This window comes from Mesorhizobium sp. YC-39, assembly GCF_025753795.1.
Lineage (GTDB): Bacteria > Pseudomonadota > Alphaproteobacteria > Rhizobiales > Rhizobiaceae > Mesorhizobium.
On sequence record NZ_JAOWPS010000002.1, the window covers coordinates 427,706 to 442,953 of the forward strand.

The window sequence follows — 15,248 nt, forward strand, 5'->3', positions numbered from 1 at the left end:
GGCCACTCCCATGTTGGAACGCATCGTTTCCGAACTCGGCCCGTGGAACTGGATGGTTCTGGGCTTCATCCTCCTGGTGATGGAAATCGTCGCGCCAGGCGTGTTCATGCTTTGGATCGGCATCGCCGCCCTGATCATCGGCGCGGTGTCACTGCTCATCTGGGACGCGGCTTTCTGGACCTGGCAGGTCCAGGTGCTGGCCTTCCTGGCCTTGTCGCTGGTCTCGGCCTTCGTCGGCAAGAAGCTGGTCGGCGGCCGTCATGGCGACGTCGACCAGCCGCTGCTCAACCGTCGCGGCGCGCAGATGGTCGGCAGGATGGCGACACTGGCCGAGCCGATCAAGAACGGCCGCGGCCGCATCCGGCTGGGCGACACGGTGTGGCGCGTTTCCGGCCCGGATCTGCCCGCAGGCACGCAGGTGCGCGTAACGGGCTCGGCCGATACGGATCTGGAGCTGACCGTCGAGGCTGTCTAGACCGAGACGTTTTAGGGTGTGTTGAGATTCAGGTCAGGCCGCGTCGAGAATGGTGGTTTCCGAGAACCGGAGCGGAGCGTACTTAAAGTACGTGAGCACCGGAAGCGCAGGAAGCCGCCATTCGCAGGCCGGCATCACCTGAATATCAACAGAACCTAGGCCGCGCCGATGCGCAGGAGGTCGTGCAAATGCACGAGCCCGACCGGACGCCTGCCTTCCACCACCATTAGGCTGGTGATGGCCGAGTTGTTGATCGTCTGCAGCGCCGTCGCCACCAGCGTATCTGGCCCGGCCGTCTTCGGCTCCCTGGTCATGACCTGATCGACGCTCATCGCCAGAAGATTGCTGCCGATATGGCGCCTGATGTCGCCATCGGTGATGATGCCGATCAGCGCATCGTCCTCGCCGGTGATCGCCACGCAGCCAAATCCCTTGCGCGACAGTTCGAGGATCGCCTCCTGCATTCCGGTGCCGGAGGGCACCAGCGGCAGCCGGTCGCCGACATGCATGATGTCGCGGATCTGCGTCAGATTGGCACCGAGCTGGCCGCCGGGGTGGAAGGTGCGGAAATGGTCCGGCGTGAAACCGCGTGCTTCGAGCAACGCGATGGCCAGCGCATCGCCGATCACCAGTTGCAGCAGCGTCGATGTCGTTGGCGCCAGGCCATGCGGACAGGCTTCCGGCGCGCGCGGCAGCAGAAGCACCACATCCGCCTCGCGCGCCAGCGCCGATGTCTCCCCGGAAGTGACCGCGATCAGCGGAATCGAGAAACGCCTGGAATAGGCAACGATGCCCATGAGTTCCCTGCTCTCGCCCGACCACGACATGGCGATGATGGCGTCATCCCTGGCGATCATGCCGAGATCGCCATGATTGGCTTCGGCAGGGTGGACGAAGAAGGCCGGCGTGCCGGTCGAGGCGAGCGTCGCGGCGATCTTGGAGCCGATATGGCCACTCTTGCCAACGCCGGTGACGATGACGCGGCCGTCGATCTGCGACACCATGTCGACAGCGCGCGCGAATGGTTCGGCCAGCCCATTTTCAAGCGCGGACGCCAGTGCTGCGACACCGGCCTGCTCGGTTGCCACCGTTCTGAGCGCCGAGGCGATTGAAGCTTGCCTGTCGAGCGGCTTCTTGTCTGGGGATCCCGCATGCATGGCTGATGCGATTAGCGCTTTGCCGCGCACCTGTCCAACGGAATTGCCGCCTCATGCATGTCGCCCAAGGCCAGGCAGTTTGGGGCAATGGCATGCTTTAAGCATAAGACCTGAAGCGCACCGCATGAATTCCTTCGATCATAGGTGTGCCAAGGGAGCTAATCAGCCACCGCCTCAACCCTCCGTTAACCATCCCCATTTACGGTTCGGTAAGTATGGCGCGCAGGCGCAGCGCAAGCAGTGGTGGCGATGTCCAAGGCCCAGCCTGAAAAGAAAAAGGGACGCAAGGGCAAGGCGGTCTGCGCCTTGTTGCTGGCGACCAGTGTCTTCGCCTTGCTGCGGCCGGCGCTGCCTTACGCCCAGGAGACCGAGTTGCGCGGCGAGGTTTCGGAATCGGCAATCCTGGACGACCAGCGGCGCAAGACCAGGCAACTGAGCATTGCCAGTTCCCAGGATCAGGCGACGACCGGCGCGACCGCCCAGGGGGACGAGCCGGCACCCACCTATCAACCGGCCAGTCCCGGCGCCATACCCGATGACACCGGCACGGCGACCGCGACCGGCAGTATTTTCGATCCGCCCGCGGCCACCGACGACCCGTTTGCCGACAACCCCGCTCCCGTCCCGCCACGCCGCTCGGCGAGCGCAAGGCAACGCGCCGCCGATGAAGACAAGGCGCAGGACGAGGCCGCCGACAACAAGAAGACAAGGAAAACCCCCGTCGACTCGACAACGACGGCCACGACGGATGACACCGACACCACCGAGCCGGATCAGGACACCAACCGCCGTGCCGTGACCATTGATTCCGCCGACAGGCTGCCGCTTGACCCCGGTGCCGAGCGCGCCGAGGCGATCGAGGGACAGGACAGGAAGGCAGAGGATGACCCTTTCGCCGCCACCGGCATCAGACTCGGCTCCTTCGTGATCAGGCCGACGCTCGAGCAAGGCCTGACGGCGACGTCGAACGCCGATTCGAGCGCCGACGGCAAGTCGGCACTGCTGTCGGAAACGGCGCTACGCTTCAACGCCGTCTCCGACTGGGCGGAGAATTCGGCCGTTATCGACGGCTACGGCATTTTCCGCAACACCATATCGGGCGACAAGGTCAATGATGCGCAGGGTCGCATCGAAGGCCAGCTCAACGTCGACCTCGACAATGAACTGCGCGCCATCGCCAAGCTGGGCTACGAGGCGGTGCCGGAATCGGCCTCGTCGCCGGTCGTCATCGAAGGCACCACCTCGCAGCCGGTGCGCCAGACCATCGACGGCAGCCTCGCCGTCGAGAAGGATGCCGGCAAGATGCGCTTTGCGCTGACCGGCGCGGTCGAACACGACATCTACGGCGACGCCAAGCTTTCGAACGGCACCGTGTTGTCGCAGAAGGACCGCGATTCCACCCTCTACACGGCGACTTTGCGCACCGGCTACGAGATCTCTCCCGCCATCACACCCTTCACCGAGGTTGAGGTGGGCCGCCGGCTCTATGATCAGCGCGTCGATAGCAGCGGCTTCGAACGATCCTCGACACGGCTCGGCGCCCGGGCCGGTGTCGAGCTCGACATGGGTGAGAAACTTGCCGGCGAGTTCTCCGCCGGCTGGCTGCGGGAAGCCATCGACGACGACCGCCTGTCGGCGATTTCGGGCGCCACGGTCAACGCCGACCTCAAATGGTCGCCCGAGCGCGGCACCATCATCGGCCTCACCGGACAGACGATCGTCGAGGGCACGACGACCGCCGGAGAAAGCGGCGACATCCTCTATTCCGGCCGCCTCACAGGCGAGAGGCAAATCCGTGCCAACCTGACTGGGAACGCCGCCCTTGGCGCGGACTGGCGCGACTATATCGGCTCCGACGGTCATGATCTGACGCTGAGCGCCGAGGCAGGGCTGACATGGTGGCTGAACCGCTACGCCGGCCTCACCACCCGCGTCAGGACCGAAAAGCAGACCAGCAACCTGGAAGGCCGCGACTACACGGCCAACAGCATATTCCTTGGCGTGAAGGTTCAGCGCTAGAGATTTTTGATCCCAGGCTTTGATGGGGCATCCTTGTCCTCCGAATCAAGGGATGCGCTATGGGCCAGGTTCTGCATGGGAGCGCCACAACGACAGAGGCGGTCCGTCGAGCGATACTGCATAGTCAAGAGAGCCTGAGAACGCTGGCCAAGCGCTACGGGATCAACCAGAAGACGGTTGCGAAGTGGAAGAGGCGAGCTTCGGTCGCCGATCTGCCGACTGGTCCGAAGGAACCGAGATCGACGGTGCTCTCGATTGAGGAAGAGGCGGTCATTGTCGCTTTCCGCCGCTACACGCTGCTGCCGCTCGACGACTGCCTCTATGCGCTTCAAGCGACCATCCCGCACCTGACGCGGTCTTCATTGCATCGCTGCCTGCAACGCCATGGCATCGGCCGGCTCCCGGATGTCGAGGGCGACAAACCGGCGAAGAGGAAATTCAAGAGCTACCCGATCGGCTACTTCCACATCGACATTGCCGAGGTCAGGACCGAGCAAGGCAAGCTGCACATGTTCGTCGCTATCGACCGCACCTCGAAGTTCGCCTTCGTCGAGTTGCACGAGAAGGCCCCCACAGCCGTATCAAGAGACTTTCTACTGCGGTTGATCGCGGCCGTGCCCTACAAGATCCACACCGTGCTTACCGACAATGGCATCCAGTTCACCACCCCCGGTGCCGGTGGCTCGGCGGTGCCGCTGATCAAGGAGGCAATCGCAAATGGCGAGATATTCCGCGCTCACGCCTTCGAATACGCCTGCGCCAGGAACGACATCGAGCACCGCACGACTAAGGCCAGGCACCCGTGGACCAACGGCCAGGTCGAGAGAATGAACCGGACTATCAAGGACGCCACCGTCAAGCGCTTCTACTACGAGAGCCACGACCAACTCCGCACCCATCTCGCCGACTTCGTCGCCGCCTACAACTTCGCGCGCCGGCTCAAGACCCTCAAGGGTCTCACACCCTACGAGTTCATCTGCAAGGCGTGGGCGTCACAACCGCAACGCTTCAAACTCAATCCGCTCCAGCAAATGCCGGGACTAAACAGCTAGTGCCGAGCCGATTGTCATAGACGAGTGCTTAAAAAGCCGCGCCCTTGCGTTCTGACGGCTTCAACTCGTCGAGCAGCGTGCGGATGACGCCCGCCATATTCTCGTTCATGTCGCTGCGCCACAGCGCGAAGGCGACATTGGCCTCGACAAAGCCTTCCGGCGATCCGCAATCGTAGGTGCGTCCCTGATAGTGGTAGCCGTAGAAGGGCTGCTGTTTCTCGAGCTTCAGCATCGCATCGGTGAGCTGGATTTCGTTGCCGGCGCCCTTTTCCTGGCTTTCCAGTATTCCGAATATCTCCGGCTGCAGGATGTAGCGTCCATTGATGTAAAGATTGGAGGGCGCAGTGCCCATCTTTGGCTTCTCCACCATGCCGGTGATGCGGAAACCGTGATGCGTATCCTCGCCGCGGCCGACGATGCCATATTTATGGGCTTCGGCCGGGTCGCATTCCTGAACCGCGATGATGTTGTTGCCGGTCTCGGCATAGAGCTCGACCATGTCCTTCATGCAGCTTTTTTCCGACTGCATGATCATGTCGGGCAAGAGCAGCGCGAAAGGCTCGTCGCCGACCAGTTCGCGGGCGCACCAGACGGCATGGCCTAGCCCGAGCGGTACCTGCTGGCGGGTGAAGCTGGTCTGCCCCGGCGCGGGCTGCAATCGCTGAAGGCGGGCGAGCTGGTCGTCCTTGCCGCGCTGGGCAAGCGTGTCATAGAGTTCGAACTGGACGTCGAAATGATCCTCGATGACCGCCTTGTTGCGGCCGGTCACGAAGATGAAATGCTCGATGCCGGCTTCGCGCGCCTCGTCCACCACATACTGGATGACTGGCCTGTCGACGACGGTCAGCATTTCCTTGGGGATGGCCTTGGTGGCCGGGAGAAACCGCGTGCCGAGGCCGGCGACCGGGAAAACTGCCTTGCGAACTCTCTTCATGCTGTCAATTATCCGTTTGCAAGCAGGTTCGGCAATCCCGCTTCGAGACATTTTCATGCCGAAATCGAGGATTACTAACCGGCCAGATGAAAATTTGCAGTTCCTAAAGCATCAAAGCGTCTTTTCGTTCCCAACGGCACCTATGGTAAACTAAATCCTAACCGGGTTCGGCGATGAATGATCTTCCTGTGATGAAAAAGGAGGAAAAGATGTCCGTTCGCAATGCAGCAAGGCGCCTGACAAGCGTCATGGCGGCAGCCAGCCTCTCGCTTGCCTTGCTGATGCCCACCGGGTCGGCTTTTGCCGACGCCGGTTTTCGCCAATGGGTTGCCAGCTTCCGCGCGACCGCGGTGCAGAGCGGCGTTTCTGGCGCGGTCTACGACCAGGCATTCAGAGACATCAAGGACCCCGACCCGGAGGTCCTGCAAAAAGCGCGCTTTCAGCCGGAGTTCACGGCGCCCGCCTGGGACTATTTCGACAACCGCGTCCATGACCAGTCGATCGCCGTCGGCCAGCAGATGGCCAGGAAGTGGAAGCCGTGGCTGGACCGGATCGAAGCGAAATATGGCGTGGACCGCAACATCCTGCTGGCCATCTGGTCGATGGAATCGAACTATGGCGAAACCCTCAAGCGCGACGACATAATTCGCAGCGTCGTTCGTTCGCTGGCAACGCTCGGCTATGCCGATCCCCGGCGCTCGAAATATGCCCGCACCCAGTTGATCGCGGCCTTGAAGATCCTGCAAAGGGGCGACATCGACGAAAGCCACCTGGTCGGTTCATGGGCCGGGGCCATGGGCCATACCCAGTTCATTCCGACCAGCTACCAGTCCTATGCGGTCGACATGGACGGCAATGGCAAGCGCGATATCTGGAATTCGATCCCCGACGCCCTGGCGACGGCCGCCAACCTGCTTAAGAAGAACGGTTGGCAGGCCGGCAAGACCTGGGGTTATGAAGTGATCCTTCCGGAGGGAAAGAAGTTCCCAAGCGGGTCGAAATCGCTGTCGCAATGGCAGGCGCTGGGTGTCACGCGCGCCAACGGCAAGCCGTTCAGGAATGGTGCGGACAAGGCGACGTTGAAGGTGCCCGGCGGCCGCGGCGGACCGGCTTTCCTGATGATCAAGAATTTTTCGGTCATCAAGCGCTACAACAATGCCGACAAATACGCGATTGCCGTCGGCCTTCTTGCCGACGATATCGCCGGCTACGGCGGGCTTGTGCAGGATTGGAAGCGCCCCTTCACCAAGCTTTCGTTCGAGGAAAGGCAGGAGCTCCAGCAGCGGCTTTCCGAGCACGGCTACTATTCGGGCAAGTTCGACGGCAAGATCGGCGACGGATCGAAAGCCGCCATCATGGCCTTTCAGGCGAAGGCCGGCTTGACCCAGGACGGACATCCGAGCATGGAAGTGCTCAAATGGCTCAGGCAGAACTAGAGCATCGGACCCAAAAGTGGGTGCCGGTTTTGGGAGAACCCGATGCTCAAACAAAAAGATAGAGCGGCGGCACGGTTTGACTTGAAAGTCCGCCGCTCTAGAGCCGTCTGCAGCGTGCGTCCTTTCGGATGCCCAGAGGACGCTGTAGCACGTTAATTCGCGCGCATGGCCCTTCCGAAATCCGGTTTCGGCCATGCGCCCAGGGATGGAGAGGGTGATTGGTTTCGGCTGCGCGCATCCGGGTGATCCTTCGTCGCGTGCCGATCCTCGCTCTGGCCATTACCGTCCTGACGGTCGGCATCTCCGGCGCTTTTTATACACCAGCCGTGGCGCAGGAAGAAGAAAGTCGTGGCTGGTCGCTGCGCGACCTGTTGTTTCCACGCCGAAGCGAGCGAATCTACCCGCCGCCACCGGAAATTCAAAGAGCGAAACCGCCCAAGCCAAAGGCAAGAAAGCCTCGTGCGACTCCCCGGCCGCCAGCCGAGCCGGCAACCCCTGTGGTCCAGAAGGCGGCAGATGCCCGCACCGTCCTGGTCGTCGGCGACTTCATCGCCTCCGGCCTTGCCGAAGGCCTGGATGCCGCTTTTGCGGAAAACGCTGGCGTCAAGATCGTCGTTCGCAGCAATGGTTCGTCCGGCCTCGTGCGTGAGGACGTCTACAACTGGCCCGCACAGATCAAATCGCTGATCGAGACTGAAAAGCCGGCGGCCGTGATCGTCATGCTGGGTTCCAACGACCGGCAGCAAATGCGCGTCGACGATGTACGCGAACAGCCGCGATCGGAAAACTGGAACAAGGAGTACGAACGCCGGACCGACGCGCTCGGCAAGGCCATCGCGTCGACCAAGGTTCCCTATCTGTGGGTCGGCATGCCACCTTTCCGGGTGGCGAAGATGACTACCGACATGCTGGCTTTCAACGACATCTACCGGTCGGCTGCCGAAAGTCACGGCGGCGAATTCGTCGACATCTGGGACGGCTTCGTCGACGAGAACGGCGCCTTCGTCATCAGCGGGCCAGATATCAACGGCCAGGCGGTTCGGCTGCGCACCGATGATGGCATCAACGTATCCAAGGCCGGCAAACGCAAGCTCGCCTTCTATGCCGAAAAACCGCTGCTGAAAATACTGGGGCTGAGCGCGCCAGGAAGCGTCACGACCGCCGCCGCGCCGGCCGGCGCTCCCGTTGAGGCACCGGTACCGGCGGCCGCTCCCATAGAAGTCGACCGGACCGTACCGATGCTGCTCAGCGATCCGGCGCTCGATGGCGGCTCGGAACTTCTCGGTGCCGCCCCGTCGAAAAAGGCTGACAAGCCCGGCGAAAAGCTCGCCGTCGAGCGTAAGGCATCAGATGCATCGCCCGGCCGCGCCGACGATTTTTCCTGGCCGCCCAAGGTCCAGCCCGCGACGGCAGCCGCCGGAAGCGACAAGACGACAGCGATCAATCCTTGATACGGCAAGCTCTTCGGATGGCCGCAGGAGTAGAGTTTCCGAACGGGCTCAACGTGGCAGGACGGTCGATCCCATCAGCGCCTCGTCGATCGCACGCGCTGCCTGGCGGCCCTCACGAATGGCCCAGACAACCAGCGACTGGCCACGGCGCACGTCGCCCGCTGCATAGAGCCTTTCGACGCTGGTCCTGTAATCGCGATCATTGGCCTCGACATTCCTGGAGCGGCGGGCATCGGTGACGATCTTCATCTGCCCGTCCAGTTCCTGCACCACACCGGCGGCGGCAGGCCCGGCAAAGCCGATGGCGATAAAGGCCAGATCGGCGCGGATGACGAATTCGGTACCGGCGATCGGCTTGCGCTTTTCATCGACCTCGCAGCATTTGACGCCGGTCAGTTGGCCATCCTCACCAATGAACTCCAGCGTCGCCACCTGGAATTCGCGTTCCGCACCCTCGGCCTGCGAGGACGAAGTGCGCATCTTCGTCGCCCAGTAGGGCCAGACCGCGAGCTTGTCTTCCTTCTCCGGCGGCTGCGGGCGGATGTCGAGCTGGGTGACGCGCACGGCGCCCTGGCGGAAGGCGGTGCCGACGCAGTCGGAGGCAGTGTCGCCGCCGCCGACGACGACGACATGCTGGCCGCCGGCGACGATCGGGGGCGAGGGCCACGCGACCGACTGGATCGCTTCGCCGCCGACGCGCTTGTTCTGCTGCACCAGATAGGGCATCGCGTCATGCACACCCTCAAGATCGTCGCCGGGAATGTCGGCAGCACGCGGCGTTTCCGAACCGCCGCAATAGAGCACCGCATCATATTCGGCGAGCAGTTCTTCCACCTTCTTGTCGACACCGACATTGACGCCGCAATAAAAGCTCACGCCCTCGCCCTGCATCTGCTCGATACGCCGGTCGATATAGTGCTTCTCGATCTTGAAGTCGGGGATGCCATAGCGCATCAGCCCGCCAGGCCGGCTCTCGCGCTCATAGACATGCACGTCGTGCCCAGCACGTCCGAGCTGCTGGGCCGCCGCCATGCCGGCCGGCCCCGAGCCGATGACGGCGACGCGTTTTCCCGTCTTCTTCTCCGGCGGATAGGGCCGGATATGGCCGGTCTCGTAGGCCTTGTCGGCGATCGCCTGCTCGACGGTCTTGATGGCGACCGGAATGTCCTCGAGGTTCAGCGTGCAGGCTTCCTCGCAAGGTGCCGGGCAGATGCGGCCGGTGAATTCCGGGAAATTGTTGGTCGAATGCAGGTTGCGGATCGCATTGTCCCAGTCGCCATTGTAGACGAGGTCGTTCCAGTCCGGGATCTGGTTGTGGATCGGACAGCCGGTCGGCCCATGGCAGAAGGGAATGCCGCAATCCATGCAGCGCGCGGCCTGTTTCTCGACCTCCTTGTCCGACATCGGCAGCGTGAATTCGCGGAAATGCCGGATGCGGTCGGAGGCCGGCTGGTACTTGTGCACCTGCCGGTCGATCTCGAGAAAGCCTGTTACCTTGCCCATAGTCCAGTTCCTGCTGTCCAGATGGTGCGCCCGGAAATCTAACTTGCCGCCGCACCCGTTAACCTCTTGAGGCAGCCATGGCAACCTTCCGCACGAGGTCAGGATTGTTGATGAGACCGTGCCGGGAAGCCAGGCTTCCCGGCATCCAATGTCTATTCGGCCGCCACGCCCATGCGCATGCGTTCCATCTCGATCAGCGCGCGGCGGTATTCGACCGGCATGATCTTGCGGAATTTCGGCCGGAATGTCGCCCAATCATCAAGGATCTCACGGCCGCGCACCGAGCCCGTATAATGCACGTGGTTCGAGATCAGCTGGTAGAGCCGTTCCTCGTCATGGCTGGTCATGTCGCCTGACACATCGACGCGTCCCTTGTGATCGAGGTCGCCGCCGTGATGGAGCAGCTTTTCCATCAGATCGTCTTCTTCCGGAACCGGCTCCAGCTCGACCATCGCCATGTTGCAGCGCTCGGCGAAATCGCCCGCCTCATCAAGCACATAGGCGACACCGCCCGACATGCCGGCGGCGAAGTTGCGACCCGTCTGGCCGATGACGACGACGATGCCGCCGGTCATGTACTCGCAGCCATGGTCGCCAACGCCTTCGACGACTGCGGCCACGCCAGAATTGCGCACCGCGAAACGCTCACCGGCGACGCCGGCGAAATAAGCCTCGCCCTCGGTCGCGCCATAGAGCACCGTATTGCCGACGATGATGGATTCGGCCGCGACGATCTTGGCCTCTTCCGGCGGACGGATGACGATGCGCCCGCCCGAGAGGCCCTTGCCGACATAGTCGTTGCCGGCGCCGACCAGATCGAACGAGACGCCGCGCGCCAGGAAGGCGCCGAAGGACTGCCCGGCCGTGCCGGTGAGCTTGACCGAGATCGTGTCTTCGCGCAGCCCCTTGTGCTTGAAGCGCTTGGCCACTTCGCCCGACAGCATGGCGCCCGCCGAGCGGTCGACATTGCGGATCGGCAGTTCGATGCTGACCGGCTGCCGGCTTTCCAGCGCCGGCTTGGCCAGCTCGATCAGCTTGCGGTCGAGCACATCGTCGATCGGATGCTTCTGCCGCTCGGTCCAGTGCACCGCGTGATGCGGCGCGTCCGGCTTGAAGAACATCTTGCCGAAGTCGAGTCCACGCGCCTTCCAGTGCTGGATCACGTCGCGCTTCTCCAGAAGATCGGTATCGCCGATGATCTGGTCGATGTGGGTGAAGCCCATTTCGGCGAGCAGCTCGCGCACCTCTTCCGCCACATAGAAGAAGAAGTTGATGACGTGCTCGGGCGTGCCCTTGAAGCGCTTGCGCAGCACTGGATCCTGCGTCGCCACACCCACCGGACAGGTGTTGAGGTGGCACTTGCGCATCATGATGCAGCCGGCCGAAATCAGCGGCGCGGTCGAGAAGCCGAACTCGTCGGCGCCCAGCAGGGCGCCGATGATGACGTCCCGGCCAGTGCGCAGCCCGCCATCGACCTGCAGCGCCACGCGCGATCTGAGCCCGTTGAGCACCAGCGTCTGATGCGTCTCGGCAAGGCCCATTTCCCACGGGCTGCCGGCATGCTTGAGCGAGGTCAGCGGCGAGGCGCCGGTGCCGCCATCATAGCCCGATATGGTGATGTGGTCGGCGCGCGCCTTGGCGACGCCCGCCGCGACGGTGCCGACGCCGACTTCCGACACCAGCTTGACCGAGACATCCGCCGCCGGATTGACGTTCTTCAAATCGTAGATCAGCTGCGCCAGATCCTCGATCGAATAGATGTCGTGATGCGGCGGCGGCGAGATCAGGCCGACGCCGGGCGTCGAATGCCGGACCTTGGCGATGGTGGCATCGACCTTGTGGCCGGGCAGCTGGCCGCCTTCGCCGGGCTTGGCGCCCTGTGCGACCTTGATCTGCATCACGTCCGAATTGACCAGATACTCCGCCGTCACGCCGAACCGCCCGGAGGCGACCTGCTTGATCGCCGAGCGCTCGGGGTTCTTGCCGCCGCCAGGCAATGGTAGGTAACGGTCGGCCTCTTCGCCGCCCTCGCCGGTGTTCGACTTGCCGCCGATGGCGTTCATGGCGCGCGCCAGCGTCGTATGCGCCTCCCTGGAGATCGAGCCGAAGGACATCGCTCCGGTGGAGAAGCGCTTGACGATGTCGGCCGCCGGCATGACCTCGTCGAGCGCAACCTTCTTGCGGCCGCTCTCTTCCGCGAGCCTGATCTTGAACAGGCCGCGAATGGTCTGGGCGCGGGCCGTCACGCTGTCGATCTGGGCGGAATACTCCTTGAACGTTTCCCACGAGCCCTGGCGCACGGCGTGCTGCAAGGTGGCGACAGCATCGGGCGACCATATATGCGCCTCGCCGCGCATGCGGAACATGTATTCGCCGCCGACCTCGAGGCTGTTGCGCAGCACCGGGTCGTTGCCGAAGCCGTCGGAGTGGCGGCTGACCGTCTCTTCCGCGATCTCGTCCAGCCCGACGCCTTCGATCAGCGTCGCGGTGCCGGTGAAATACTGCTGCACGAAATCCGACTTCAGCCCGATGGCGTCGAATATCTGCGCGCCGCAATAGGACTGGTAGGTCGAGATGCCCATCTTGGACATCACCTTGAGGATGCCCTTGCCGATCGACTTGATGTAGCGGGAGACGACTTCATAGGCGTCGACCTCGGCCGGCAGCTCGCCGCGCTTGTGCATGTCGAGCAGCGTGTCGAAGGCGAGATAGGGATTGATCGCTTCGGCGCCGTAGCCGGCGAGGCAGCAGAAATGATGCACCTCGCGCGGCTCACCGGATTCCACGACGAGCCCGACCGAGGTGCGCAGCCCCTTGCGTATCAGGTGGTGGTGCACCGCCGCCGTGGCCAGCAGCGCCGGTATGGCAATGCGATCCGGTCCGAGCTGACGGTCGGACAGGATGATGATGTTGTAGCCGCCGGCCACCGCCGCTTCCGAGCGCTCGCACAGCCGGTCGATGGCGCCTTGCATGCCGGCCGCGCCCTCGTTCGAGCCATAGGTGATGTCGATCGTCTTGGTGTCGAAGCGATCCTCGGTGTGGCCGATGGAGCGGATCTTTTCGAGATCGCCATTGGTCAGGATCGGCTGGCGCACTTCAAGCCGCTTGCGGCGCGAATTGCCGACAAGGTCGAAGATGTTCGGCCGCGGCCCGATGAAGGAGACCAGGCTCATCACCAGCTCCTCGCGGATCGGATCGATCGGCGGGTTGGTGACCTGGGCGAAGTTCTGCTTGAAATAGGTGTAGAGCAGCTTCGACCTGTCCGACATCGCCGAGATCGGCGTGTCGGTGCCCATCGATCCCACCGCTTCCTGGCCGGTGGTGGCCATCGGCGACATCAAAAGCTTGGTGTCTTCCTGGCTGTAGCCGAACGCCTGCTGGCGATCGAGCAGCGAGACATCCTTGCGCAGCGCGCGTGGCTCGACCGGCTTCAGATCTTCCAGGATGAGCTGCGTGTTGGCGAGCCAGGTCTTATAGGGGTGCCTGGTCGCAATCTCCGACTTGATCTCCTCGTCGGAGATGATGCGGCCCTTTTCCAGGTCGATCAAAAGCATGCGGCCGGGCTGCAGCCGCCACTTCTTGACGATCCGCTCCTCCGGCACCGGCAGCACGCCGGCCTCGGAGGCCATGATGACGCGGTCGTCATCGGTGACGATGTAGCGCGCAGGACGCAGCCCGTTGCGGTCGAGCGTAGCGCCGATCTGACGGCCATCGGTGAAGACGACCGCCGCCGGCCCGTCCCACGGCTCCATCAGCGCGGCGTGATATTCATAGAAAGCCTTGCGGTCGGCATCCATCAGCTTGTTGCCGGCCCAGGCTTCCGGGATCAGCATCATCATGGCGTGGCTGAGCCTGTACCCGCCCTGGAACAGGAATTCGAGCGCATTGTCGAAGCAAGCGGTATCGGACTGACCTTCGTAGGAGATCGGCCAAAGCTTCGAAATGTTATTGCCAAACAGCTCGGAATCGACCGACGCCTGGCGCGCCGCCATCCAGTTGTTGTTGCCGCGCACGGTATTGATCTCACCATTGTGGGCGACCATGCGGTAGGGATGCGCCAGCTTCCACGACGGGAAAGTGTTGGTCGAGAAACGCTGATGGACGAGGATCAGCGCGGTCTCAAAACGCGGATCGGTGAGGTCCTTGTAATAGGCGCCGACCTGATAGGCCAGGAACATGCCCTTGTAGACGATGGTGCGCGCCGACAGCGACACGCAATAGGAACCAATGTCCTTGTTGTCGTTTTCGGCATAGATGCGGCCCGATATGACTTTGCGCAGCAGATAGAGCCTGGCCTCATACTCCTCGTCATCGGTAATATCGGGCGTGCGGCCGATGAAGACCTGCCGATGGTACGGCTCGGAGGCCACGATGTCCGGAGCCTTCGACAGCGACGAATTGTCGACGGGTACGTCACGGAAACCAATCAGCGGAAGCCCTTCGGACTGAGCCGATTCGGCGATGATGTCCTCGATATGGGCGCGAAGTGCTGCGTCCTGCGGCATGAACCAGTGTCCGACGCCGTACTGGCCCGCCGCCGGCAGTTCGATGCCCTGGGCTGCCATTTCCTCGCGGAAGAAACGGTCCGGAAGCTGCACCAGAACGCCGGCGCCATCACCAACGAGCGGATCGGCGCCGACGGCGCCGCGATGCGTCAGGTTTTCAAGCACGGCAAGCCCGTCCTTGACGATCTGATGCGACTTGACGCCCTTCATGTTGACGATGAAGCCGACGCCGCAGGCATCATGCTCGTTGCGCGGATCGTAAAGGCCATGGGCAGCGAAACCGGTATCGGTGCGCAGCGGATTTTTGACGGCAGCCGCTTTCGTCTGCGCGGCCTGGCCGTTGATCGCAGATGGCGTCAGTTCCGTCATCATCCTGTCCTCCATTCCGCGCCCTCAGGGCGCTGGTTTGCGTCGGGAAGCGCGTGGCTTCCCCTCATCCTTGCGGCACGTCTTGCGAAATCCTGCCGAACCATGCGGCTTTCCGCATGCTTCGCATATGGTATTCGTACTGGCCAGAGCCGGGCCGTCTACCTGTCGCTCGCGGCAACATCCGGAGAGGCCAATGATACGCCACTCCAGCCAGATTTGTGCGACAAAATAAGACAGCACTACTGTCCTAAATTTTTATGACAGAAATAGCCAAGGTGCACAAGACCGATTCACAAAAATCTTGGGCATATTGCGACACAAAATTTCGTGAAAAGGTTGCCAAACGT

9 protein-coding genes are annotated in these 15,248 nt (G+C 62.7%); 5 read left to right on the forward strand and 4 right to left on the reverse strand.

Annotated elements, in window-relative coordinates; genetic code table 11:
• Nucleotides 1–10: 10 nt before the first annotated feature.
• On the forward strand, nt 11–475 hold the full coding sequence (locus OHD62_RS11435; RefSeq protein WP_263782795.1) for an NfeD family protein: 465 nt from the start codon (nt 11–13) through the stop codon (nt 473–475).
• Nucleotides 476–630: 155 nt separating this feature from the next.
• On the opposite strand, the gene OHD62_RS11440 is transcribed toward OHD62_RS11435, so the two are convergent.
• A complete protein-coding gene (locus OHD62_RS11440) occupies nt 631–1,632 on the reverse strand; it encodes a KpsF/GutQ family sugar-phosphate isomerase (RefSeq protein WP_263782796.1) in 1,002 nt (333 codons plus the stop codon).
• A 249-nt stretch (nt 1,633–1,881) separates the two neighbouring features.
• Between OHD62_RS11440 and OHD62_RS11445 the strand changes: the two genes are divergently transcribed.
• Together OHD62_RS11445 and OHD62_RS11450 are read left to right on the forward strand one after the other, a co-directional pair.
• Nucleotides 1,882–3,651, forward strand: a complete 1,770-nt coding sequence (locus OHD62_RS11445; RefSeq protein ID WP_263782797.1) for an outer membrane beta-barrel protein — start codon at nt 1,882–1,884, stop codon at nt 3,649–3,651.
• Between the two features lie 59 nt (nt 3,652–3,710).
• Entirely contained in the window at nt 3,711–4,703 is a 993-nt protein-coding gene (locus OHD62_RS11450; RefSeq protein ID WP_263782798.1) for an IS481 family transposase, read from the forward strand.
• A gap of 28 nt (nt 4,704–4,731) precedes the next feature.
• Here the strand turns inward: OHD62_RS11450 and galU are convergent, their stop codons facing one another.
• On the reverse strand, nt 4,732–5,637 hold the full coding sequence (gene galU, locus OHD62_RS11455; protein WP_412177369.1) for a UTP--glucose-1-phosphate uridylyltransferase GalU: 906 nt from the start codon (nt 5,635–5,637) through the stop codon (nt 4,732–4,734).
• 209 nt (nt 5,638–5,846) lie between these two features.
• Here galU and OHD62_RS11460 point away from each other — a divergent pair, with 209 nt between their 5' ends.
• Together OHD62_RS11460 and OHD62_RS11465 are read left to right on the forward strand one after the other, a co-directional pair.
• On the forward strand, nt 5,847–7,073 hold the full coding sequence (locus OHD62_RS11460; protein ID WP_263782799.1) for a lytic murein transglycosylase: 1,227 nt from the start codon (nt 5,847–5,849) through the stop codon (nt 7,071–7,073).
• 218 nt (nt 7,074–7,291) lie between these two features.
• The gene (locus tag OHD62_RS11465) at nt 7,292–8,524 is read left to right on the forward strand and encodes a DUF459 domain-containing protein (protein ID WP_263782800.1); all 1,233 of its coding nucleotides are present in this window, start codon (nt 7,292–7,294) and stop codon (nt 8,522–8,524) included.
• A gap of 48 nt (nt 8,525–8,572) precedes the next feature.
• On the opposite strand, the gene OHD62_RS11470 is transcribed toward OHD62_RS11465, so the two are convergent.
• Together OHD62_RS11470 and gltB are read right to left on the reverse strand one after the other, a co-directional pair.
• Nucleotides 8,573–10,027, reverse strand: coding sequence for a glutamate synthase subunit beta (locus OHD62_RS11470; protein ID WP_263782801.1), 1,455 nt, complete (start codon nt 10,025–10,027; stop codon nt 8,573–8,575).
• 152 nt (nt 10,028–10,179) lie between these two features.
• Complete coding sequence (gene gltB / locus OHD62_RS11475) at nt 10,180–14,901, reverse strand: glutamate synthase large subunit (protein ID WP_263783860.1); 4,722 nt, start codon at nt 14,899–14,901, stop codon at nt 10,180–10,182.
• Nucleotides 14,902–15,248 lie beyond the last annotated feature (347 nt).